Consider the following 21,845-nt stretch of genomic DNA (forward strand, 5'->3'; position numbering starts at 1 on the left):
GGGTTTGGTCAATGCAAAAATCGAAGGATTTGCCGAGCGCGCAGGCACGTCAACGAGGTGACGCAGCTGACGGTGCGTCTTGGGATACCTGGTCGCTCAAGACCTTGGCCGTCAGAGTCATCAAGACCAAGGTCAGGGCCGCCGAGGAGTACCAATGGCCGCGGAACAGCGAGTGGCCGAACATCGCTGTCACAAAGAGGATATAGGTCGCAGTGGTAATCGAGTGCGATACCCAAACCAGAAAGTGTTCAGGTTTTCCGGCCTTGGCCAACTGCCGTCGCAATCGGACATTGGTAGCGATCATATACCAGACCAGCGAACCAAAGGTAACAACTCCCAGAACGCCCATCTCGGCAATCAACTGGATGTACATGTTGTGCGGGCGCAGATAGGAACGCGTCTCGGAGTACTCGCCTGAGCCGTAAGCATAGGGAAAGCCGTCGACGCCGATGCCGGTCAGCGGATTGGCCTTGAACATTCCCCAGCCTGCTTTCCAGGCATCCAGACGCCCCTGCGTCGAGGAGTCCTTCTCTTCGGCGAAAATCGTTGAATAGCGTTCCTGATATTGTGGTGGCAGAGCGAACCAGGATGCGATCAGCACCAGGACGGCAATCACGCCGCTGATTGCTTTCCGCTTGGACAACAGCCAAACAAAGAGCGCGGCGGCGACAAGCCCGATCACGCCGGAACGTGAGCCGGTGATCGCAATTGTGAAGATGGCGGCGGTCAGAAACACCAGCGGTACCAGGCGCAAAAGGACATTGCGCACCCAGAAGAGCGAAAAGTACAGAAATGGGATTCCGAGCAGCAAATTGACCGCCAGCGTGTTCGGATCGGTTCCGGTCAGGCCGGCCGCACGCTCGATTCCCTGCGCAATCACCAGAGTGCCGGAGAAGTAGCCGATCGCCGAACTGATCGCATTGTAGCCGGTCGCCAACATCATCAGCCACACGAATCCCTTGAGGCGGAACTCAGTCGTGAGGATGTTGATCAGGAGCAGGTAATAGACATATACCCAGAGGAAATCCATGATGAACTGCAGTGAATCCGATTTCCAGAAGGCCAGCGGTACGGTGGCAAACATCGCGGCAATGAAGAAGAGGAAATGGCGCGACATTCGATCACGGCCGAAATTGAACGACTCGCCGCTGTACTTCTTGTGGATCAGAGTCGACAGCAGCAGTCCGGAAGCGATGGCTCGCGCCGGATGCAGGGGGGCCAACGAGGTAAACAGCTCCTCGGGGCGAACGACAATGTCGATGTAGTAGCAGATCAGCCCGATATACGGATAAAGAGCGATCAACACGCCGACCAGCAGCGCCGCCAGCGCGCCGGCGATGAACGCGGGTTTGGCAAACAGCACCAAGATCCCGACCGCGACCGCCACCAGCGCATAGACGGCAATGATGACTCCGTGTCCCGTAATCAGCCGCGGCGGCGGTTCCGGCACGGAGTAACTCCCGGTTCGCTCTTGCTCGGTTTGCATCAAGTAGAATGTAACTCCGATGAGAAGTGAACGGCAAGAAACAAGTGGCCTCGGTTCGAGACGCAGGATCGCCGGCTACACCGACGGGGCGGCCATTAGCCAATTACGCAGACTAACGAGAGCCCGGGCGCGATGAGAGATCGCGTTTTTCTCCGCCGCACTCATCTGGGCGTAAGTCTTCTTGAGCGGTGGATAATAAAACACCGGATCATAGCCGAAGCCGTGGCGACCCTGCATGCCTTCAGCAATCATCCCGTCGACTTCCCCGCGATGGCAGACTTCCCCGCCGAAATAGGCGATGGCGATGACGCTGATGAATTTCGCCCCGCGCTGTTCCGGGGGAACGCCGTGCAGTTCGGCCAGGAGTTTGCGGTTGTTGTCTTCAAACGAACATTGCTCGCCCGCATAGCGCGCCGAATACACACCGGGCGCGCCGTGGAGATAAGCGACTTCCAGCCCTGTGTCGTCCGCCAGAGCGGGAATTTGATAGCGCTGAAAGATCGTGCGCGCCTTGAGCAGCGCATTCTCCTCGAGAGTGGCGCCGTGTTCTTCGATCTCAGGAAAGTCGGCGAATTCGCTCCGGGTCCGGATTCTGATTCCGCTGTCTGAGAGGATTGCGGCGATCTCGCGAATCTTGTGCTCGTTATTGGTGGCAAGAAGTAGTTCGGTGAGTTTCATCAGGATTGCGGAAGCGGCGATCTGAACGCGGCCTCAGTACTTGGTGATGTCGACCCGCATCGCGTTGCGGACGGCGTCGCCGAGAAAATGCCGCGCCTGCTGGGCAAACTGGTCGGGCACATCCGACACGTAGAATTTGTGCGAACCATCGGTGCTCTTGGAATTGAGGGCACCGGAGGCGGCCAGCCGTTGGGCGACGACGCGCGCCGTTTCGCGCGCCGAATCGATCAGTTGCACGGTCTCACCCAACACTTGCCGAATGACCGGTTTGAGGAGCGGGTAATGCGTACAACCCAGGATCAGCGTATCGATGCCGTTATTCTTGAACGGTGACAGATATTCCTCGGCGATCAGGAATGTCGCCCGCTTGTCCGTGTAACCCTCCTCCACCAGAGGGACGAAGAGCGGACAGGCCATGCTGAAGACGCGTATTTTGGGATCGATTGCTTCGATCGCCCGCGCGTAAGCATTGGAGTGGACCGTGCCCGTTGTCCCGATGACCCCGACGATGCCGTTCTTCGTAGTCGCGACGGCGCTCACTGCGCCCGGTTCGATGACGCCGACCATGTCGAGGGCACATTCCTGCTTGATGGTCTCGAGGGCAATTGCCGAAGCCGTATTGCACGCGGCGACCACCAGTTTCACGCCCTGCTCGATCAGAAAGCTGACATCTTGCCGCGAGAACGCCGTAATGATCTCCTTGGAGCGGCCGCCGTAGGGATAACGCCCGACATCGCCAAAATAGACGACGTCCTCCGACGGTAACAACTGGAAGATCTCACGCGCGACCGTCAATCCGCCGAGACCGGAATCGAAAATGCCAATGGGACTATTGGGAGCCGGCACTGGCCTTGACCTCCTTCTCGTATCGATCGATGAACTTCATGACGCCGTCGTAAATGCTCTCGGCGGCCGTTTGGCGAAAACTCTCCTGGCCGAGCAGGCGCTCTTCAATTTTGTTCGAAATGAAGGCGACCTCGACGAGTACGGAGGGCATCTTGACCTTGTTGAGCACGCGGAAGCCGGCCTGGTTAACTCCCCGTGACTTGATGCTGAGGCTCGTCCGCAGGAATTCCTGGATCGATTCGGCCAGTTGCTGTGACTGGGAGAGGTACTCAGTCTGGAATACGTCCATCAAGATGAAATCGAGTTCGTCCTTGCCTTTGCGCGGCGATTGCGGAATCTCCACTTCAAAATCGGAATTTTCCAGCATTTCAGTAATTCGCGCTTCATCGCTCTTTGCCGCGGCCAGGAAATAAGTCTCCGAACCGCCGGCGCCCTTGATATCTGAGGAATTCGCGTGGATCGAGACATACAGGTCGCCGTGAGCGTCATTGGCGATCTTGGCGCGCTCCTCGAGACCAACGGTGACATCGTCACGTCGGGTCATGACAACCTTGAAGCGCTGGTTCGCCGCGAGCAGTTCTTCCAGGCGCAATGCGATATCAAGGGTCACTGCCTTCTCCCGCAAACCGTTACGACCAATGGCGCCATCGTGCTCGCCGCCGTGGCCAGGGTCGATGACAATGACATCGATCGGGTTGATGTTGTCGTGTCGCGGCGCCTGCGCGGAGTCGGTTGGCTGAACCACGAAATTCGTGCTTTCCAATGAAATCTGGATGCGGTGGGGATCGGGAGCATAGTTCGTATGAAAGCTGCCGACGTTGATGCGCATCTGGATTGAAATCTGCGCCGAACCGGCGAACTGAAACGCGCGCACCGCGATGACTTTGTCCGAGCGCCGGTCCAGATCGAATCTGCCGGCGTCCACCAGCCCGTCAGGAATGGTGATATTGATCCAATTGCCTTCACTCACGAAGACTTCGTAATCGAGCTTGCGCGTAAGCATAATCTCGAGCAAATCGCCGTTGACCTTTTCCTGCAACGTCGCTCCAACGACATTGAATTCCTTGCCGATCGCCGAAATCGTCCCCCGTCTGGCGTCGTAGATCAGCACCCGTTCAAGCACATCTGACAGCAGATAGACGGTCTGGTTCAGCGGTAAGTAGAGGTCGCCGTCACGGAAGACCGGCTCGTGCACGAGATTGTAGAGATGCGCATCGACGCTGCAGAAAACATTATTCGGCTGAAAGACCAGGTGATGACTGAAAAGCGTCGCCTCAAACTTCTGCTCTTTCCCATTCCACTTCGCGCGGCACTGCAGCGCCGAGAACAGCTCCGATCCGGCCACGTAGTCGATTTGACCAACCGTAATCTTCTTGATCTCGCCGCCGCGGCCAACACCTTTCAGTACAACCGATTGCGCGGAGAGCGGCGCGAGGGCGAGCGCCAGCAGAATTAGGAGTGAACCGAATAGTCGCATGTCCGCAATTATACAGAGGCCTATTGCCGCCGTTCCTTCAAATTCCGATCGATCTCGCGACGCGCATCACGATTGGAGATAGCTTCGCGCTTGTCATGCAATTTCTTGCCGCGCACCAGCGCCAGCTCGATTTTGGCGACTTTACCCTTGAAGTAGATGCGCAAGGGCACCAGCGTCAGGCCGCGTTCGACGGCGCGGGCATACAGCTTACGCAATTCTTGCTTGTGCATCAAGAGCTTGCGCTTGCGCGCCGGCTCGTGGTTGAAGATACTCCCATGCTCGTATGGGGTGATATGCATATGATAAAGCCACAGCTCGCCGGCTTCAATCACGGCATAGCTGTCAGCAAGCTGCACTTTGCCGAGCCGCAACGATTTCACCTCGGTACCTGATAAGACTAATCCAGTCTCATATGTATCGAGGATTTCGTACTCATGGCGCGCCTTGCGATTCTGCGCGATGTTCTTGATTGACACTTCGGCCATAGCGTTTGATGATACGCTGCCCGATGTTTATTTACAAGCGCTCATCTTGCCGTCATACCGGCAGCCGACAGCATTTCGATGACGCCCCCTGCCTCCTTCGGCCATCAGACGCAGATTGACTTGACCGGCTCCTTCAACTGAGTTATTGTTCGCCGATTTGACGCGCACCCAACCGCTGCGTCTTACTCGATGACATGAAGAAATTCCCGTTATTCGCCCTCGCAATTCTACTGCTGATGACGGCAGCTCTGCAGGCCGGCAGCATCACCGGATTCGTCTTCGACCGCTCCACTGACCGTCCAGCGGTCGGTGTTCGAGTTGCCATCCTCGGAACCGCGTTTGTTCAGACTACAGATAGCGTCGGACGATTCCGCTTCGCCGATATCCCCGGAGGGATTTACGATCTCGAAGCGACCCTGGCGGACTATCATCCGTCATATTTGCGGCGCCTGCGCGTCGGCACCCGGCAAGATTTGCAGGTAGAACTGCGGCTGAAACCGATCACCGCCGAAGAGCGAGCCAAGAATCCAAATCCGGAATTTCGGACCGGTCGCCTCCTCGGCACGGTCAGGAACACCAAGTCCGGAGAACCGTTGCCGGGCGCTGTCATCCGGATCCATGAACTGGCTCGAGGCGCTCAGACCGATATTTCCGGCAACTATGTCATTGCCAAGGTCAAGCCGGGACGCTACACGGTGGATGCAACCTTGATCGGTTACAAGCAGGTGCGCAATTATTCGATCGACATCTACGCCGGCGAGGACAGTCAACTTGACTTTCATCTGGACGAGACCGTCCTGCCGCTGGGCAGCGAGGTCGTGGTTTACGGCGAACGACCGCTGCTGGACCCGACGGTGCCGGCGGCAATCCGAACGATCCAACCGAAAGAAATCTCGCGCGGGACCGTCCGCGATCTAGGTGAAATTCTCAAAGAACTGCCAGGCGTGGTGGAGATCGACAAGGAGTTGCATATCCGCGGCGGTCGCACTTATGAGACGCAATACATGATTGACGGCGTCTCGGTCACCGATCCGCTGATTCGCCGCGGCTACGGGCTGTCGTTGAACGCCAATTCGGTGAAGGAGCTCAGCCTCTATTCCGGCGGAGCCAACGCCGAATTCGGCCAGGCGACTTCAGGAGTCGTCGAAGTGCTGACGAAGGAAGGCCAGGAGCGGCTTTCCGGCACGCTGAACTATCACAACGACCACCTGTTCGGGAAGTCCGGCTTCAATACCGATATCTTGGAGGCGAGCCTGTCGGGACCGGAACCCGCGACCAGCAAGCTGCTCAAGAGTGTCGGCCTTCCCGGCGAGACTTACTTTTTCTGGTCGGGCAACTTCCTGCTGACCGACACCTACCTCCCCTATTCGCGCGATCTCTACTCGGCGACCTTCGGCGGACGTTCACTGGCGCCGCGATCGGACAATCAGTTTTCGACGCTGCTGAAGCTGACTTGGAAGATCACACCCCTGATCAAGCTGTCCCTGTCCCATTCCGGCGCCGCCAACATCAATCAGGATCGCAGCATCCTCGAGACGCGCATTCGAACAATCGATTATTCTTACGGGTATCCGTTCGAGTACGAGAAGATTCTCGACAATTTCAACACCTACACGCAGAAGTCGAACCAGCAGATCATCAGTCTTGACTACCGCATTTCGCTGGACAAGCAACTCCGCCTGACGGCATCCCGCTTCTTCACGACGCTGCGCTCCGATGTCCACGGGAAGAAATGGACCGACTACATCCGGCCGGTCGACAACCTGCCCGACACCATCATCGCCGGTCCGGACAGTTCGGTTTTCACGGTGATCAAGGGCGACGGTTTCTGGGACTCGGGTGACGGCGACAGTTGGTACGATCACTACATCGAGAACTACGGTTTCAAAGCGACTTACGAAACCAACGTGGAAGAGAACTACAAGCTCAAGCTCGGCCTCGAAAGCGAACACCAGACCGTACAGGTACTCGACATCTATAAGCCGTGGCTGGGTGAGTCGGGATTCGGCCTGAATTACGACGCCTATCGCGTCCGTCCTTCGACCTATGGCGGCTTCCTGCAGAACAGCATCAATCTCCAGGGGATGGTTTTCGATTTTGGTTTACGCTACGATCTGTGGTTTGTCGGCAAGTACGCCGAAGATGCTCTTGAGAACGACAGCATCTCGGTGCTCAGCCAGGTTCTGCGGGACAAATTCGAAGATGAGACGCAAGAGATCTTCGGTCGGCGCGCCCGCGGTTCCTTCTCGCCACGGTTCGGCGTCGCAAATCAGATCAGTCGCAGCCTGACGCTGTTCGGTTCTTATTCGCGTTTTGCGCGCAAACCGGCGCCACAGTATCTCTATGCCAAGCTGTACACGCCGTCGCAGGCCGCCTATCAGCTTTATGGCAATCCGGCACTCGACTATGAGAAGGTGACGAACATCGAGGTCGGGGTGAAGTACTTACCGACGCAGCGGGCGGCGCTTGGAATCTCCGGTTACATCAAGTACATCGGCGACTACATCGCGGCGACGGCGGTGTCACCCGATCCGCGATTCCCGGACGAAACCTATTTCCTCTACTTCAATCTCGACTACGCCACCAGCCAGGGTGTGGAGGTGGAGTATATCCACGAATATTCGGAATTTTTCGATCTCTCCGTCAGCACCGCGTTCAGCAAAGCGCGGGGCGAGCGTTCCCTGCCGGCGGATATTCTTCGCGGTCTGAAGGCCCGCTCGGAGGGAGAAATCTACAATGATGTTGCCTTCGACTGGGATAAACCGTGGCAAGGCGTGCTCAAAGCCAATTTCACCGGACCGCGCGACTCCAATCCCCGCCTGCTGGGAATCACGCTGCCGCGTGACTGGAACCTCAACCTCAAGTTCTGGGCGCAGGCCGGCAAACGCTACACGCCCTATCGGCAGACGACCGACGATTTCGGCTTCACGGTCTTCGTTCCGGACGGCGAAAGCAACTCCAAGATCGGCCCATGGTGGAATTCGCTCGACTTCTCGTTCCAGAAGTATTTCCGCCTGAAGCAGTACACGCTGACCTTCTTCCTCGAGGGCACCAATATCCTCGATCATAAGAACGTGACGCTGATCAATCCGCTGACCGGCAAGGAGTATCGCGCCGGCGACACGATTCCGAAAGGCGGCAATTTGTTTGAACTGCCGCCGCTGGCGTACGAACTGCCGCTCTGGAATAATCCGACCAAGTACTTGGCGCCGCGCCAGATCAAGATGGGTTTGGGGGTGAGCTTCTGATGCGAGGCGGTTCGGTCTTAGGTTGGTGCGGTTTGTTCGCGGTCTCAGTGCTGATCGCAATCGGTTGCGGTGAGAAGACGCCGTTCCCTTCAGACTTGCCCGCACCCGTCTACGGCGGCATCGACACGAACTACGTTCAAGTGACGCCGATTTGGACTTCGGCCAATGGCGTGGACTTCCGACGACCGCAGGACGTTTACGTCGGTTACGACCAGACGGTCTACATCTGCGATACCGACAACGACCGCGTCGTGCAGGTTGATGTCGACGGTTCGTTCCTGGCCGAATATCCCGTCGTGCATCCGGTCAGCATCGCGCAGGATCGCGGCCTCGACCTGTTGGTGGTGTGCGGCGATCACGTGGTCGTTCACGGCAGCGGCGATAGCGTCGATTCGACCAAGTACGGCAACGCCGTGTTCCGGCGCCGTTTCCGCAGCGGAAGCGATTTCGAGAAGGTCTGGCAGGCGGACTCGCCGTATCATTCGGTGCCGATACAGGGTGGCGTACGCTGGGTGGACGCCGCCTTCTACGGGATTGCAGCATCGCCTTTCGCGACCAAGGAATACTACCTCACCGATTTTTGGAAGGGCCGCATTATTGCGTTCACGATGGATGATCAACCCGCCGCAACCTACTTGCAGGAGGGCGTGGGATTGGGACGAACGAGTTTTCCGACCGATCTCGGAGTCTATACCATCGCGGGTCAGAGCTATGCCGCCCTGGCGCAAGGCGCCGGCAACCTCGGCGTCCAATTATTCAGCCTGCCGAATTTCACCCCGCTGTACAGCGACGCCGACACCCTGCCCGCCTTGATCACCTTCGCCGCCCGAGCTTACAAGGATATCGCGGTTGACGAGCTGTCCAATTTCTACCTACTGCTGGATTCCCCCGATCCGCTGTTGAACGTTCACAATTACTTCTACAAGTTCAATCGGCGCGGCGAACTGCTACTCTCGTTCGGTACGCTTGGCTCTGGCGAGCGGCAGTTTCGCAATCCTACCGGGATAGCTTATCTTGAGGGTGTAATCTATATTGCCGACCGCGACAACAATCGGATTGTCCGCTACCAACTGGCGACGGATGCCCGCCAGTAGCGGCTGAATTTTCGCTTGCGCCGGCAACCTTTGCCGATATATTGGGAATCCCAATTCAATGCCGAAGTGGTGGAATTGGTAGACGCGCTGCGTTCAGGGCGCAGTGTCCGTACGGACGTGGGGGTTCGAGTCCCCCCTTCGGCATTTTTTTGTTTCTCCGATCAGCGGAGCAGCAGGAGCTTCATTGTCTTGCTCACCGTGGCATTCGTAACCCGCAAGAAGTAGACACCCGTCGCAGCCTGTTCTCCGGCGTTGTCTGTGCCATCCCACTCGAAACTGTGGCTACCGGCTGAAAACGCCGTCGCCGCAAGCTCTCGCACTTCTCGGCCCAAGATATCGTGGATAGTGACACTTACCCACTCAGCCTCGGAAATATCGACCTGCCACGAAACAGCGGAGTTGAATGGATTCGGGTGAGGCGGTGTTAATCTAAGCGCCGCCGGTCGTTCGCTCGCATTGTCAGAGCCGTCGTCGACTCCCACGCAACGAATGAAAACCGGGAAATCGTTGCGCGGAACGAAGCTGTTGCCCCTCAGCGGATGGAATCGACTACTCTCAAAGAGCCACAACGAACAAGTATCGAGTACCAGCCCCGAGCGGCAGAAGTCTAAGTCGGTCATTCGGAAGTAGACGGTGGCCAGGACCCCGCCTGACGGGGCGACAAGGTGGTCTTCGAAGCCAATCCAGTTAATGGTCACAGCACGCTGGGACAGATGGTGGGTGACAAGAAACACCGAACCCTCAAGGTTTTCGACGAGAGGTCCGGCGCTCGCTGAAACAAATATATCATGATCGGTCTGATAGTGCAGCGTGAGAGTCGCTGCCGTGAGTGTGTCGTCACTCCAGGCGTAAATGAATACGCCGAAGCTGTCTGGAGCGAAGATCGGCCGTTCATGGTTGCTGCACCGCAGGGTGTCGGCCGCACCAAGGTCTTGCGCGCTCAGGCTGTGCAAAGTCAGCAGCGCCGACAGCAGAAGTTGCATCCCGAGACAAACGGCTGCATTTCGGTGAAATTGGGTTGTTGGGTGGTTGCACATCGCATTCCCCTTCCTCTAACAGTCTCCGGAATAATGTAGCCACGGAGTACGATTTTTAGCAATCAGATTTGGGAATTTCTCTATCTTGCAACGCGGAAATGTATGCACGAGCTGTCCATCGCCCAGAACATCATTGACGCCGTCCAGACGGCTCTGCCGGAGCACGGCCTCACCCGCGTGGAGCGCATCGGAGTCCGAATCGGTACGCTCTCCAGCGTCGATCCCGAGGCGCTCACCTTCGGCTATCAAGCTCTAATCGCCGAGACCTCTCTGGCCGGAAGTGTCCTGGCGATCGAAATGATTGAGACGCGAGCCAGATGTCGTCGGTGCCGTGAAGAGTTCGTCGCCACCGATTTCGTGTTTGTCTGCCCCAAATGCGAGTCGTCGCAGTGCGATCTGGTGAGTGGACAGGAGCTGGAAATCGTGTATCTTGAGGGTGAGTGAGGATCGCGCTATGGTTGAAAAGGTTGTTCTTGAGAAAAAGGTACTATCCGAAAACGACAAACTGGCGGCCGCCATTCGGACCGACTTGAAAGCACGCAAAATCGCTGCACTCAATCTGGTCAGTTCACCCGGCTCCGGCAAGACCAGTCTGGTCGAGAAAACGATTCAGGCGCTTGGGGGCGAAATCAACATCGCTATCGTCGCCGGCGATGTCCAGACGGAAAACGATGCCAACCGCATTATCAAGGCGGGCGGCAAGCTGGTGCGGCCGATCATCACCGGCGGCGCCTGTCACCTCGATGCGCGCATGATCACCCAGGCGCTTTCAGCCCTTGACCTCTCCGGCGTGCAGCTGCTAATCATCGAGAATGTCGGCAATCTAGTTTGCCCGGCGTCTTACGATCTGGGCGAGGATATGAAGGTGGTGATTATGAGCACGACCGAAGGCGACGACAAACCGCTGAAGTACCCCGCCATGTACCGGCGTTCATCGGTGGTGGTGATAAACAAAATCGATCTGCTGGGGACTTCCGACTTCGATTTGCCGCGCGCAAAGGAAAACGCGCTGAAGATCAACGGCGATTTGAAGATTTTTGAGACCTCATGCCGCGACGGCCGCGGGTTGACTCAGTGGTACGACTGGCTGCGACGGTTCGTTGCCGCCGCCAGATAGGCCTCTCTCGGACTTCACAGAGACATTTCTTCCGCTTGGAGCTGCCCCGCCAGCTGTCCGCAAGCCGCGGCGATGCTTCTCCCCTTTGGCGTCCGCAAGGTGACTGCCGGACAGCGCGGATAGAGGTATTCCCGGAAACGGTCAATGGCGTCCTGCGTCGGAGTGCGGAAATCGTAAGGCGAAAACGGCGCCGGTCGTCTGGGGTCGCGCGCGCCCGTCCCGCGAATTGCAGCCACCCGGCCCTTCTTGACTTCCTTAATCGGCGCGAGCGGTACCCCATCGGGGCGAATGATCGGATTGTACGGAATCAGATTGATTTTGCACGGCAGACGATTGGCGATGCGCGCGAGTTGCTGGGCACAAGCCATGGTGTCGGTGATTCCGGCGATGAGGATGTATTCCAGCGTGACGCGGTCACCCGCCTGCAGGACATAGGCGCGGCAGGCTTCGATTAACTCATCCAGCGGATTGTCGTTGGCGGCCGGGATCAGCCGCTCGCGCAGAGCTTGATTGGGGGCGTGCAACGAGAGCGCCAGGCCGGCTTTGAGCTTGTACTCCGTCAATTGCCGAATTTCGCGGATCAACCCGACCGTTGAGATTGTGAATCGTCGCGCGGAGAAACCGAGCCCCAACTCGGAGCTGATGATCTCGATCGATTCCAGCACGCTGTCGAGATTGAGGAGCGGCTCGCCCATCCCCATCATGACGACGTTGTTGAGTTCAAGATCGCCGGTCAGCCGCTTGGCTAATACAAACTGGCCGACAATTTCGGCCGGCGTGAGATTGCGCTTGAAACCCAGCAGACCCGTCGCGCAGAACTTGCAGCCAATGGTACAGCCAACCTGGCTGGAGATGCAGAGAGTGAGCCGGCCGCGAATCGGGATCAATACCATTTCGACGCCGGCGCCGTCCCGCAGCTTGACCAAGAACTTGCGCGTGCCGTCTTCAGGGTCTTGCTGTTCGCGGACAATCTCGGGCAACTCGATTTTGTAGTGATCGGAGAGCTGATCGCGCAGCGTCCGGTTGAAGCTCGACATCTGCGCGAATTCGCCAACCTCTTTCTGGTAAACCCATTGGAAGAGTTGACGGCCGCGGTACGGTTTTTCGCCGTGACGCGCCATGAGTTCTTCCATTCCTTGAAGCGACAGGCCGAAAATGTTGATCTTTCTTGAGGTTGACATAGTTCTACAAACAATTATACTTACGCGACTTGACCAAGAGGTTTTTGGAGGAGAATTGGCGGAAGTCACTGCGATTGCGGAAATGTCTGAGCGGTTTGGGCGGCTGAAGGAGTTTCTTTGACCTCGACAAGAAGGCGGCGCGCGTAAAAGAGCTCGAGCAACAAACGGTTGCCGAGAATTTCTGGTCGAATCAGGCAAAGGCCCAGGGCGTACTCAAGGAAATCGCATTCGAGAAAAAATGGCTGGATGAGACCGCCACGCTCGAAAAAGAGATCGCTGATTTGAGCTCCCTCGAGGAAATGGCCGTTGAAGAGCCGGAACTGCGCCGCGAATTCGAGGAACATTACCAGTCAGTGCAGCAACGACTGGACGAGTTCGAGCTCAAGACCCTGCTTTCGGAACATGACGACCCCAACGACGCCATCCTCTCGATCCATCCCGGCGCCGGCGGCACCGAGTCGCAGGATTGGGCGCAGATGCTGCTGCGGCTTTATACCCGCTGGTGCGAACGGCACGGCTTTACGGCCGATTTGATTGACTACCAGGATGGCGAGGAGGCCGGCATCAAGTCGGCGACGCTGGAAATCAAGGGCGACTACGCCTACGGCTACCTGAAGGCCGAATCGGGCGTGCATCGGCTGGTGCGCATCTCGCCGTTTGACGCCAACCAGCGACGACATACATCGTTTGCATCGGTCTTCGTCTTCCCGGAAGTTGGCGAAGACATCGAGATCGAGATCAAGCCGGATGATATCCGCATTGATACCTTTCGCGCCTCCGGCGCCGGCGGCCAGCACGTTAACAAAACTTCATCGGCCGTCCGCATTACCCATCTTCCCACCGGCATCGTCGTCCAATGCCAGACCGAGCGCTCACAGATCAAGAATCGCGAGTCAGCTCTGAAAGTCCTCAAGGCTCGATTGTATCAGCGCGCGCGGGAAGAGGAAGACAAGAAGCTCGCAGAATATGCCAAGTCGAAGAAGAAGATCGAATGGGGCAGCCAGATTCGCTCATACGTGTTCCATCCCTATAACCTCGTGAAGGATCATCGCACCGCGCATGAGACTTCGGACACCAGTCGGGTGATGGATGGCGATATTGATGGTTTTATCACTGCCTATCTGAACTGGAAAGATAGGTAGTCGGGAGGTTCTATGTCGGTGTTGCAGAGTTTTCGTGATAAATCCAAGGCTTTAAAGCGGACGGTGGTCTATCCGGAAGGCGAAGAGCCGCGCTCAATTCAGGCGGCCAAGACGGTCCTGGCCGAAGCGTTGGCACAGGTGATTCTGGTCGGCGGCAAAGACAAGATTTCCGGACTGGCCAAGGAGCACGGCCTCGACTTGTCCAGGTGCACGGTCAGCGATCCGAATGCGTCCGACCTATTGAAAGATTTCGCGCATGAGCTCTACGAGCTTCGCAAAGCGAAAGGCATGACGCCGGAGGAGGCCGAGAAGACGATTCGGCAGCCGCTCTACTGGGGTGCAATGATGGTGCGCAAAGGCATGGCGCACGGCTCGGTTGCCGGCGCGATCAACACCACGGGCGATGTCCTGCGCGCGGGGATTCACGTTGTCGGCCTGGCGCCGGGAATTACCGCCGTGTCGAGCTTTTTCCTCATGGTGCTGCCGGAGTTCATGGGAGAGAAGGAGAAGGTGTTCTTCTTCGCCGACAGCGCGGTGATTCCTAATCCCGACGTCGATCAGCTCGCAGCGATCGCGGTAGCGACCTCCCGCTCCTATCGCGCCCTGATGGGAGAGGAGCCGCGCGTAGCAATGCTGTCGTTCTCGACCAAAGGCTCGGCCAAGCATCCCGATTGCGACAAGGTTCTGGCCGCGCTCGCCAAGGTCAAACAGATCGAACCCAAGCTCATCGTCGACGGCGAACTGCAAGTTGACGCCGCGATCATTCCCAAGGTGCAGCAGTCGAAAGCCCCGCAATCACCGTTAGCCGGCAAAGCCAACGTACTCATCTTCCCCGACCTCGACGCCGGTAATATCGCTTATAAGCTGGTGCAGCGGATGGCCAAGGCCGACGCCATCGGCCCGATCGTGCAGGGCATGGCCAGGCCGGTCAATGACCTGTCGCGCGGCTGTTCGGCGGAAGACATCGTCAATGTCACGGCGATTGCCATGACCATGACCGGGATTTAGCCGGCACGAACGACTTTGCAGGTAGCGGCTTCGGCCTCACCGACATCACCGGCGGCGGCTCGCGCTTGCGGGCCGCCGCAAACGTGCAAGTTCGTTGTGCGTAGAATACGTTTGAAGGAGAACTGATGCCGACTTACTGGTACCGTTGTCAGACGTGCAGTCACGAGTTCGAAGAGTTTCAGAGGATGTCTGATCCTCCCCTGCGTGAGTGCCCGAAATGCGGCGGTGTGGTGATGCGCGTTATCACCGGCGGCGCGGGGCTGCTGTTCAAAGGGTCAGGCTTCTACATCACCGATTACCGCAGCGAATCTTACAAGAAAGCCGCCAGCGCCGACAGCAGTTCGGCCAGTTCGTCTTCAAGCGCGAGCGGCGACAGCAAGCCCAAGAGCAAGTCGGAGTGACGCTGGCTTCCCGTTACGATGTCGATGACCGGTTCATCCTCGAACTGGCGCAGGTTGTCGGGACCGAAAACGTGCACTGCGAAGGAGCATTCTATGATGAGTGCTCCCACGACGCCACCGAGATTATCCGGCCGCCGGTGGCCGCCATCGCGGTCAACGAGGCCGCACAGATTCCAGCCGTCCTGCGGATCGCGACCCGATACGGCATTCCGGTAATTGCTCGCGGCGCCGGCACCGGCTATACGGGGGGTGCCGTCGCTGAATACGGCGGCATCGTCGTCTCGCTGGCGAATCTCAATCGGATTCTTGATCTTGACACCGGGCGGAAACTGGCCATCGTCGAGCCCGGGGTGATTACACAGACTCTCGCGGATGCAGCCGCGGGCAAGGGATTGTTCTACCCCCCTGATCCGGCCAGCGTCAAGGAATGCAGCCTCGGCGGCAACATCGCTGAATGTGCCGGCGGTCTGCGCTGCAAGAAGTATGGCCTGACCAAGGATTATGTACTCGGACTCGAAGGCTACTCCGCTGACGGCGAACTGGTCCAAACCGGGTGCTTCCTTCCGCAGCAGACTTACGATCTCGGCTCCCTGTTACTCGGCTCCGAAGGGACACTGGCATTCATCACTCGCATTGCCCTGCAACTAATTGAACCACCGCAAACTCGTCGCACGTTTTTCGCGGCCTACGAAAGCCCGACCGCCGCCGCCGAGGTCGTTGCCGCCATCATGGCTGCCGGAGTCGTTCCCGCCGTGCTGGAGTTCATGGACGGTGATGCGATCAAGTGTACCCACGAATACCTGCAGTGGCCCGCAACGAGCCCTGTCGCCGCTGCGCTTTTAGTAGAAGTTGACGGCAATGCGACCGAAGTGGAACGCGATGCTGCTGTCGTCATTGAAATCATGCGGCGCCTTCGGCCGACCCAATTTGAGGAGACTGCCGATCCGGCGCGCCGTGATCATCTTTGGACCCTGCGGCGCTCGATCTCCAAGGCCATCACGGCGGCAGCGACGTTGCGCGTTTCCGAGGATATCGTGGTGCCACCCTCTCGGCTGCCAACGGTTGTCACTGCCCTGCCCGACTTCGCACGCCGCCACTCGTTGCGGGTGAATTCCTTCGGGCACGCCGGCGACGGCAATCTCCACGTCAATTTTCTGGCCGGCGACGACCTGCCTGCCACGCGCGCGCGCATCCATGAAGCGGTCGTCGAGCTGTTCAAGCTAACGATCGCACTCGACGGCACGATTTCCGGCGAGCATGGCATCGGCACGACCAAGAAAGATTATCTGCCGCTTGAAGTGGCTGACCCAACGTTGGAGCTTTTTCGTCGAGTCAAGCGCGCCTTCGATCCCACCGGCTTACTCAATCCGGGCAAAATATTCTGAACCCATAGAGTATCGGCGCAGCATTTTTAATAGCTCGTCACCGGTCATTTAGTATCTTTGCCGAAGCGTGAATCGCCGCCTTGGAGGTGTTGATGCGACGGCTGATTATTATTCCCATCTTGATCGTCCTTTCACTCGTTCTCGTCTATCTCATCTATAACCGCCAGCAGTCCAGCCTGCTGTCGCCGGACCTGATTTACTCTTCCGGAACCGTCGAAGCCAACACCGTCACGATTGCCGCGCAGATCGCCGGCAAGGTCCTCGAAAGGCGCGTTGACAAGGGTGATTTCATCCAACCGGGAGATACGCTTGTCATCATCGAGCGCGAGTTGCTTGATGCCCGGCGCGAGGAGTTGAATGCCACGAGAAGTGCCACGCAGGATGAATTGGCTGCCGCCCGCATCGATTGGGCGAACTCGCGCCGCAATCTTGACCGTCTGCGCCAGGCTTACGATGCCGGTTCGATTCCCAAGCGCAACTACGATGACCTCCAGACCGCCGTTGAGGCCGGCACGCGCCGCATCGCAGCGCTCGAAGCCAGGCTGCAATCCATCGACGCCCAAGAACAGTCGTTGAATGTACAGATCGGGTATACCACGGTGCTCGCAACCGTAACCGGGTTCGTCCAGTCGGCGCCGATTGAAGTCGGGGAACTCGCGGCTGCCGGCGCGACGCTCTTCGAAATCGTCGATCTCAGCGACACCTGGGTTGAGATCTACGTTAACGAAACCGAGATTCCTAATGTTCATCTCGGCGACAGCGCCAAAGTTCACCTGGATTCGCAACCGGAACAGCCGGTCACTGGAACCGTCTCGTTTATCTCACAGCGAGCCGAATTTACGCCCAAGAACGTGCAAACCCGCAAGGAGCGCATCAAGCTGGTGTTCGCGGTGCGGGTCAAAGTGGACAACCGCGACGGCCGCTTCAAACCGGGATTGCCGGTCGACGTCTATCTGAAGAAGTCATGACCACCGCCGCAATCGCGGTGCGCAACCTGCGCAAAGACTACGCACAAACGCGCGCCCTCAAGGATATCAACCTCGAACTCCCCGCCGGCGAGATCGTCGCGATCGTCGGCCCCGACGGCGCCGGCAAGACGACGCTGCTGCGCATCCTGGCAGGCATCCTGGCATTCGATGCCGGGGAGATCACGCTGCTGGGGGAATCGCTCACGGCGCAAAGGCACAAACACCGTCCGACCATCGGCTACATGCCGCAGCGCTTCGGGCTCTACGAAGACCTCACGGTTCAAGAGAACGTCGACTTCTTCGCTGATTTGTTTTTGGTACGCGGCGCGGAGCGGCGCGCTCGCATCAAGCGCCTGCTCGAATTCTCGCGCATGGATCGGTTCACCGAGCGCCTGGCAAGGAATCTCTCCGGCGGGATGAAGCAGAAACTGGGGCTGGCTTGCGCTCTCGTGCATAACCCGCCGATCCTGCTTCTGGACGAACCAACAAACGGCGTCGATCCGGTTTCGCGTCGTGAGTTCTGGCGGCTGCTCTACGATCTGAACCGCGAAGGCACGACCGTCGTCATCAGTTCCTCATACATGGATGAGGCCGAGCGGGCCGGCCGCTTCGTGCTGTTGCACGACGGGACGATCATCAGTGCGGGCATTCCTACAGAGGTTCGTCGCGACTTTCCCCGGGAGGTCTATGAATTGGCATCGGACAATGCCCGCGAGTTGAAAGCGGCGCTGGTCCTGCGGCCCGAGTTCGAGTCGGTGGTGCTGTTCGGACGCAGTTTGCATCTGGCGGCCGCCCCGGGATTTTCGCCCGAGCGGATCGCAGCCGCCGTCAAAACTGCCGGCGGGTCGGTCGAGCACTTGCGTCGCATTACGCCGTCTTTCGAGGACATCTACATCGGCCTGGCCCGGAGGCCGCATGAGTGATTGGGCGGTCGACGTCACCAATTTGCGCCGCACCTTCGGCAAGTTTGTCGCCGTGAATGACATTTCTTTTCAGGTCAAGCGCGGCGAAATCTTCGGTTTTCTCGGTCCCAACGGCGCCGGCAAGTCGACGACAATCCGGATGCTGTGCGGGCTGCTCAAGCCCTCCGGCGGTTTCGGCACCGTCGCCGGCTTCGACATTATGCGCGAATCGGAACGCATCAAATCGCGCATCGGTTACATGTCGCAGAAATTCTCGCTGTATCAGACGTTGACCGTTGAAGAAAATCTGAATTTCTATGCCGGCGTCTACCTGATGGACCGCGACCGACACGAGCAGACCAAGCAGCGTTTCTGGAGCGAAACGACGCTGGGTGGAGTGCGCGATCGCCTGGTGGTGGAATTGCCGGCTGGAACGCGCCAACTACTGGCGCTGTTCTGCGCGATTCAGCATGAACCCGAAATCATCTTCCTCGACGAACCCACGGCCGGAGTTGATCCGATGTCGCGCCGTTATTTCTGGGAGCAAATCAATGCCCTCGCAGCGCGCGGGGTCACGATCTTCGTGACAACACACTATCTGGATGAGGCGGAAGAATGTCATCGGATTGCCATGATTTTCAACGGCCGGCTGGCCGCCATCGGACGACCGCAAGAACTCAAACAGGAGCGATTCAGCGGAACGATCTACAGCTTTCACTCGACATCGCCGTGGGAATCGGCCGACCGCTTGCGCCAGTTGTTCGGAGTGGATGACGTTGCGCTCTTCGGTTCCGAGCTGCATGTAACGTTGGCTCCCACTGCCGATGTCGAGAGTCTTGCTGCCCGGATACGCGAAATCGATGCCGGCGCCGCTGCGATGGTGCGCTCCGGCGCAACCCTGGAAGACTTGTTTATCGCGCTGATCAAGGAGGGCGCACAGTGAGTCTGATTCGCATCTGGGCGCTCGCGCGCAAAGAGACGATTCAAATCCTACGCGACAAGCGCTCGCTTATTTTGGCGTTCCTGCTGCCGCTGGCGCTGATCTTCCTGTTTGGCTTTGCCATCACGCTGGATATTCGCAGTATCCCGACTGTCGTGCTCGACTACTCGAATTCCACCCATTCGCGCGAACTGATCCGCAAGTTCACCAACTCCGGGTACTTTGAGGAGATTGAGCGAGCATCAGCGGAGAACCGGATCACCGAGCTGATTGACCGGAATCGAGCCAAGGTCGGCATCATCATCCCTGTCGACTTTGCCGATCGCCTCGCGAGTGGCAGCGCCGCGATTCAGACGCTGGCCGACGGTTCGGATGCCAACACCAGCCAGTCGATCCTGGCCTACACCACGCTAATTGTTAATGAGTTCAACCTGGACCGTCTGCGGCTGCAACTGGGAGAATCCGCTAAACTGGCGCAGGTCAATCTGCAGCCGCGCTTCTGGTATAATCCCGATCTCGACTCGCAGAATTTCCTCGTTCCCGGTCTGATTGCCCTGATCATGACGATTCTCGGTTCGCTGTTGACATCGTTGACGATCGCCCGCGAGTGGGAGCGCGGAACGATGGAATTGCTGATTTCGACGCCGGTCAAACCACTGGAGATGGCTATCGGCAAGCTCGCGCCCTACTACGTGATTGGCATGGTCGATCTGTTCCTGGCGGCCTATGTCGGCGTTGTCATCTTTGAGGTTCCGTTCAACGGCAGCCTGTGGCTCTTGACCCTGTTTTCGACCCTATTCTTGTTGGCCGTTCTGGCCAACGGCTACTTGATCAGCGTCGTGGCCGGCTCCCAGCAGCTGGCATATCAACTATCGATGCTGACCTCGTTTCTGCCAGGATTCCTACTCTCGGGATTGCTGTTTCCAATCAGTTCAATGCCGCTCGCGATTCAAGTTGTGAGCTTCATCGTTCCCGGCCGGTACTTCATCGAAGCGTTACGCGGGCTCTTCCTCAAGGGCAGCGACCTGAACGTGCTATGGCCGCAACTGCTGGCCCTGGCGGTCTTCGCGCTGTTCTTCTCGGTCGTTGCCGGTCGCAAATTCAAGAAGAGGGTCGCATGAGTTGGCGGCGACTGTTTACCGTCCTGGTCAAGGAATTCCAGGAGCTGTTTCGCGACCGGAAGATCTTGGCGATTATCTTCGTGGCCCCGGTCGCGCAGTTGATCATTTTCGGGTATGCGGCGACCTATGATGTTAAGAACATCCCGATCGCAATTCTCGATCACGACCACTCGTCCCTGAGCCGCCGCTTGGTCCGGATGGTTGAAGCGTCCGGATATTTTGAGGTGACACACTACCTTGACAATGAGTCGGAAATTGACGGCCTGATGCAATCGGGCGAGATCTGGTGTGTGCTCGCCATTCCGACAAGACTTGGTGAGCAAATCGCCTCCGGCCGCAGCGTCAGTCTCGGTGCGGCCTTCGACGCGTCGAACTCCAACAGCGCCGCCATTACCGCAAACTACCTCGCCGGGACGATCATGCGGCTGAATGAGGAATTGCAGAACGAGCAGCTCGCCGCTTTGCCGTCAAACGTGACCCGTCCTGCGGGTACGGTCAGCAACCAGGTGCGGATCTGGTATAACCCCGACCTGGAAAGCCGCAACTTCAACGTTCCCGCCATGGTGGTGCAAATTCTCGTGGTGATCACTCTGATGCTGACCTCGATGGCCATCGTCCGCGAGAAGGAGTTCGGGACCATGGAGCAACTGATCGTAACGCCGATCAAGTCCGGTGAATTGATCGTCGGCAAGGCATTGCCTTACACCTTTATCGGCATGGTTGATATCGCTATCGTGTGCACTGTCGCTGTCTACTACTTCAATGTCCCGCTGCGGGGAAGCCTCACCCTGCTGTTCGTGACTTCACTGTTGTTCATGCTCTCTACTTTGGCGATTGGGCTACTGATTTCTACAATCTCGATCACCCAGCAACAGGCAATGATGTCAGCGTTCTTTGTCATGATGCCGGCAATCTTGCTGTCCGGATTTGCGTTTCCCATCGAAAACATGCCACAATCAATCCAGTATCTCACTTATTTGAATCCTTTGCGCTATTTTGTCGTGATCATTCGCTCGCTATTTCTCAAGGGGACATCGTTTCAGACGTTGCTGGACCAGATCATCCCATTGGCAGCCCTGGGCGTTGGCGTACTGGCGATCGCCGTCCTGCGATTCCGCAAGCGCTCCGCGTAGCCCGATCAAGCATTTGCCCTGAAGGTCGATAATTCTACTGAAGTTCGCCGGCAGCAGTACAATGCCTGCCGGCAGATCATCACCAGCAATGCCAACGGCCAGCGAGGACACCATTGAGGGTTAACGCCGCACTCATTCTGGAAAAATACGGAGGCCTACGGCCGGCCCGCTACTTCATCCGATCACCGATCGATCT

Annotated in this window: 19 protein-coding genes, 1 tRNA gene and 1 pseudogene; 14 read left to right on the forward strand and 7 right to left on the reverse strand. The window is 57.8% G+C overall.

What is annotated here, in order from left to right:
- Positions 1-49: 49 nt before the first annotated feature.
- The 5 genes from IT585_02660 to smpB form a co-directional block, all read right to left on the reverse strand.
- Entirely contained in the window at positions 50-1,486 is a 1,437-nt protein-coding gene (locus IT585_02660) for an O-antigen ligase family protein (GenBank protein ID MCC6962130.1), read from the reverse strand.
- Positions 1,487-1,561: 75 nt separating this feature from the next.
- Complete coding sequence (rdgB, locus tag IT585_02665) at positions 1,562-2,164, reverse strand: RdgB/HAM1 family non-canonical purine NTP pyrophosphatase (GenBank protein ID MCC6962131.1); 603 nt, start codon at positions 2,162-2,164, stop codon at positions 1,562-1,564.
- A gap of 33 nt (positions 2,165-2,197) precedes the next feature.
- Complete coding sequence (locus IT585_02670) at positions 2,198-3,010, reverse strand: glutamate racemase (GenBank protein ID MCC6962132.1); 813 nt, start codon at positions 3,008-3,010, stop codon at positions 2,198-2,200.
- Positions 2,994-4,487, reverse strand: a complete 1,494-nt coding sequence (locus tag IT585_02675) for an N-acetylmuramoyl-L-alanine amidase (protein ID MCC6962133.1) — start codon at positions 4,485-4,487, stop codon at positions 2,994-2,996. The genes IT585_02670 and IT585_02675 overlap by 17 nt, the downstream gene beginning before the upstream one ends.
- A gap of 20 nt (positions 4,488-4,507) precedes the next feature.
- The gene (gene smpB, locus IT585_02680; GenBank protein ID MCC6962134.1) at positions 4,508-4,972 is read right to left on the reverse strand and encodes an SsrA-binding protein SmpB; all 465 of its coding nucleotides are present in this window, start codon (positions 4,970-4,972) and stop codon (positions 4,508-4,510) included.
- A gap of 194 nt (positions 4,973-5,166) precedes the next feature.
- On the opposite strand from smpB, the gene IT585_02685 reads away from it, so the two are divergent.
- The 3 genes from IT585_02685 (at position 5,167) to IT585_02695 (ending at position 9,458) form a co-directional block, all read left to right on the forward strand.
- On the forward strand, positions 5,167-8,220 hold the full coding sequence (locus IT585_02685) for a TonB-dependent receptor (GenBank protein ID MCC6962135.1): 3,054 nt from the start codon (positions 5,167-5,169) through the stop codon (positions 8,218-8,220).
- A 47-nt stretch (positions 8,221-8,267) separates the two neighbouring features.
- Entirely contained in the window at positions 8,268-9,314 is a 1,047-nt protein-coding gene (locus IT585_02690) for a hypothetical protein (protein ID MCC6962136.1), read from the forward strand.
- Between the two features lie 60 nt (positions 9,315-9,374).
- A tRNA-Leu gene (locus IT585_02695) sits at positions 9,375-9,458 on the forward strand.
- Between the two features lie 17 nt (positions 9,459-9,475).
- Here the strand turns inward: IT585_02695 and IT585_02700 are convergent.
- The gene (locus IT585_02700; GenBank protein MCC6962137.1) at positions 9,476-10,297 is read right to left on the reverse strand and encodes a T9SS type A sorting domain-containing protein; all 822 of its coding nucleotides are present in this window, start codon (positions 10,295-10,297) and stop codon (positions 9,476-9,478) included.
- Positions 10,298-10,453: 156 nt separating this feature from the next.
- On the opposite strand from IT585_02700, the gene IT585_02705 reads away from it, so the two are divergent.
- Both IT585_02705 and hypB read left to right on the forward strand, forming a co-directional pair.
- Positions 10,454-10,795, forward strand: a complete 342-nt coding sequence (locus IT585_02705; GenBank protein MCC6962138.1) for a hydrogenase maturation nickel metallochaperone HypA — start codon at positions 10,454-10,456, stop codon at positions 10,793-10,795.
- A 10-nt stretch (positions 10,796-10,805) separates the two neighbouring features.
- A complete protein-coding gene (hypB, locus tag IT585_02710; protein MCC6962139.1) occupies positions 10,806-11,468 on the forward strand; it encodes a hydrogenase nickel incorporation protein HypB in 663 nt (220 codons plus the stop codon).
- A 14-nt stretch (positions 11,469-11,482) separates the two neighbouring features.
- Here hypB and rlmN read toward each other — a convergent pair whose 3' ends face one another.
- Positions 11,483-12,649 carry a 23S rRNA (adenine(2503)-C(2))-methyltransferase RlmN gene (gene rlmN / locus IT585_02715; GenBank protein MCC6962140.1) on the reverse strand — a complete coding sequence of 389 codons (1,167 nt, stop codon included), beginning with the start codon at positions 12,647-12,649 and terminating at the stop codon, positions 11,483-11,485.
- Between the two features lie 29 nt (positions 12,650-12,678).
- Here rlmN and prfB point away from each other — a divergent pair.
- The 9 genes and pseudogenes from prfB to IT585_02760 all read left to right on the forward strand — a co-directional run bounded on the left by prfB (position 12,679) and on the right by IT585_02760 (position 21,649).
- Positions 12,679-13,791 (forward strand): annotated as a pseudogene (gene prfB, locus IT585_02720) (peptide chain release factor 2).
- Between the two features lie 12 nt (positions 13,792-13,803).
- Complete coding sequence (gene pta, locus IT585_02725) at positions 13,804-14,799, forward strand: phosphate acetyltransferase (protein ID MCC6962141.1); 996 nt, start codon at positions 13,804-13,806, stop codon at positions 14,797-14,799.
- A gap of 125 nt (positions 14,800-14,924) precedes the next feature.
- Positions 14,925-15,200, forward strand: a complete 276-nt coding sequence (locus IT585_02730; GenBank protein ID MCC6962142.1) for a hypothetical protein — start codon at positions 14,925-14,927, stop codon at positions 15,198-15,200.
- Positions 15,197-16,585 carry an FAD-binding protein gene (locus tag IT585_02735; protein ID MCC6962143.1) on the forward strand — a complete coding sequence of 463 codons (1,389 nt, stop codon included), beginning with the start codon at positions 15,197-15,199 and terminating at the stop codon, positions 16,583-16,585. Before IT585_02730 ends, IT585_02735 begins: the two co-directional genes overlap by 4 nt.
- 92 nt (positions 16,586-16,677) lie before the next feature.
- On the forward strand, positions 16,678-17,553 hold the full coding sequence (locus IT585_02740) for an efflux RND transporter periplasmic adaptor subunit (GenBank protein MCC6962144.1): 876 nt from the start codon (positions 16,678-16,680) through the stop codon (positions 17,551-17,553).
- Entirely contained in the window at positions 17,550-18,476 is a 927-nt protein-coding gene (locus IT585_02745; protein ID MCC6962145.1) for an ABC transporter ATP-binding protein, read from the forward strand. The genes IT585_02740 and IT585_02745 overlap by 4 nt, the downstream gene beginning before the upstream one ends.
- Complete coding sequence (locus IT585_02750) at positions 18,469-19,398, forward strand: ABC transporter ATP-binding protein (GenBank protein ID MCC6962146.1); 930 nt, start codon at positions 18,469-18,471, stop codon at positions 19,396-19,398. The genes IT585_02745 and IT585_02750 overlap by 8 nt, the downstream gene beginning before the upstream one ends.
- Positions 19,395-20,516, forward strand: coding sequence for an ABC transporter permease (locus IT585_02755; protein MCC6962147.1), 1,122 nt, complete (start codon positions 19,395-19,397; stop codon positions 20,514-20,516). The genes IT585_02750 and IT585_02755 overlap by 4 nt, the downstream gene beginning before the upstream one ends.
- A complete protein-coding gene (locus IT585_02760; GenBank protein ID MCC6962148.1) occupies positions 20,513-21,649 on the forward strand; it encodes an ABC transporter permease in 1,137 nt (378 codons plus the stop codon). The genes IT585_02755 and IT585_02760 overlap by 4 nt, the downstream gene beginning before the upstream one ends.
- The last annotated feature ends 196 nt before the right edge of the window (positions 21,650-21,845 follow it).

The sequence above is a fragment of the Candidatus Zixiibacteriota bacterium genome, from assembly GCA_020853795.1.
Taxonomy (GTDB): domain Bacteria; phylum Zixibacteria; class MSB-5A5; order CAIYYT01; family CAIYYT01; genus JADJGC01.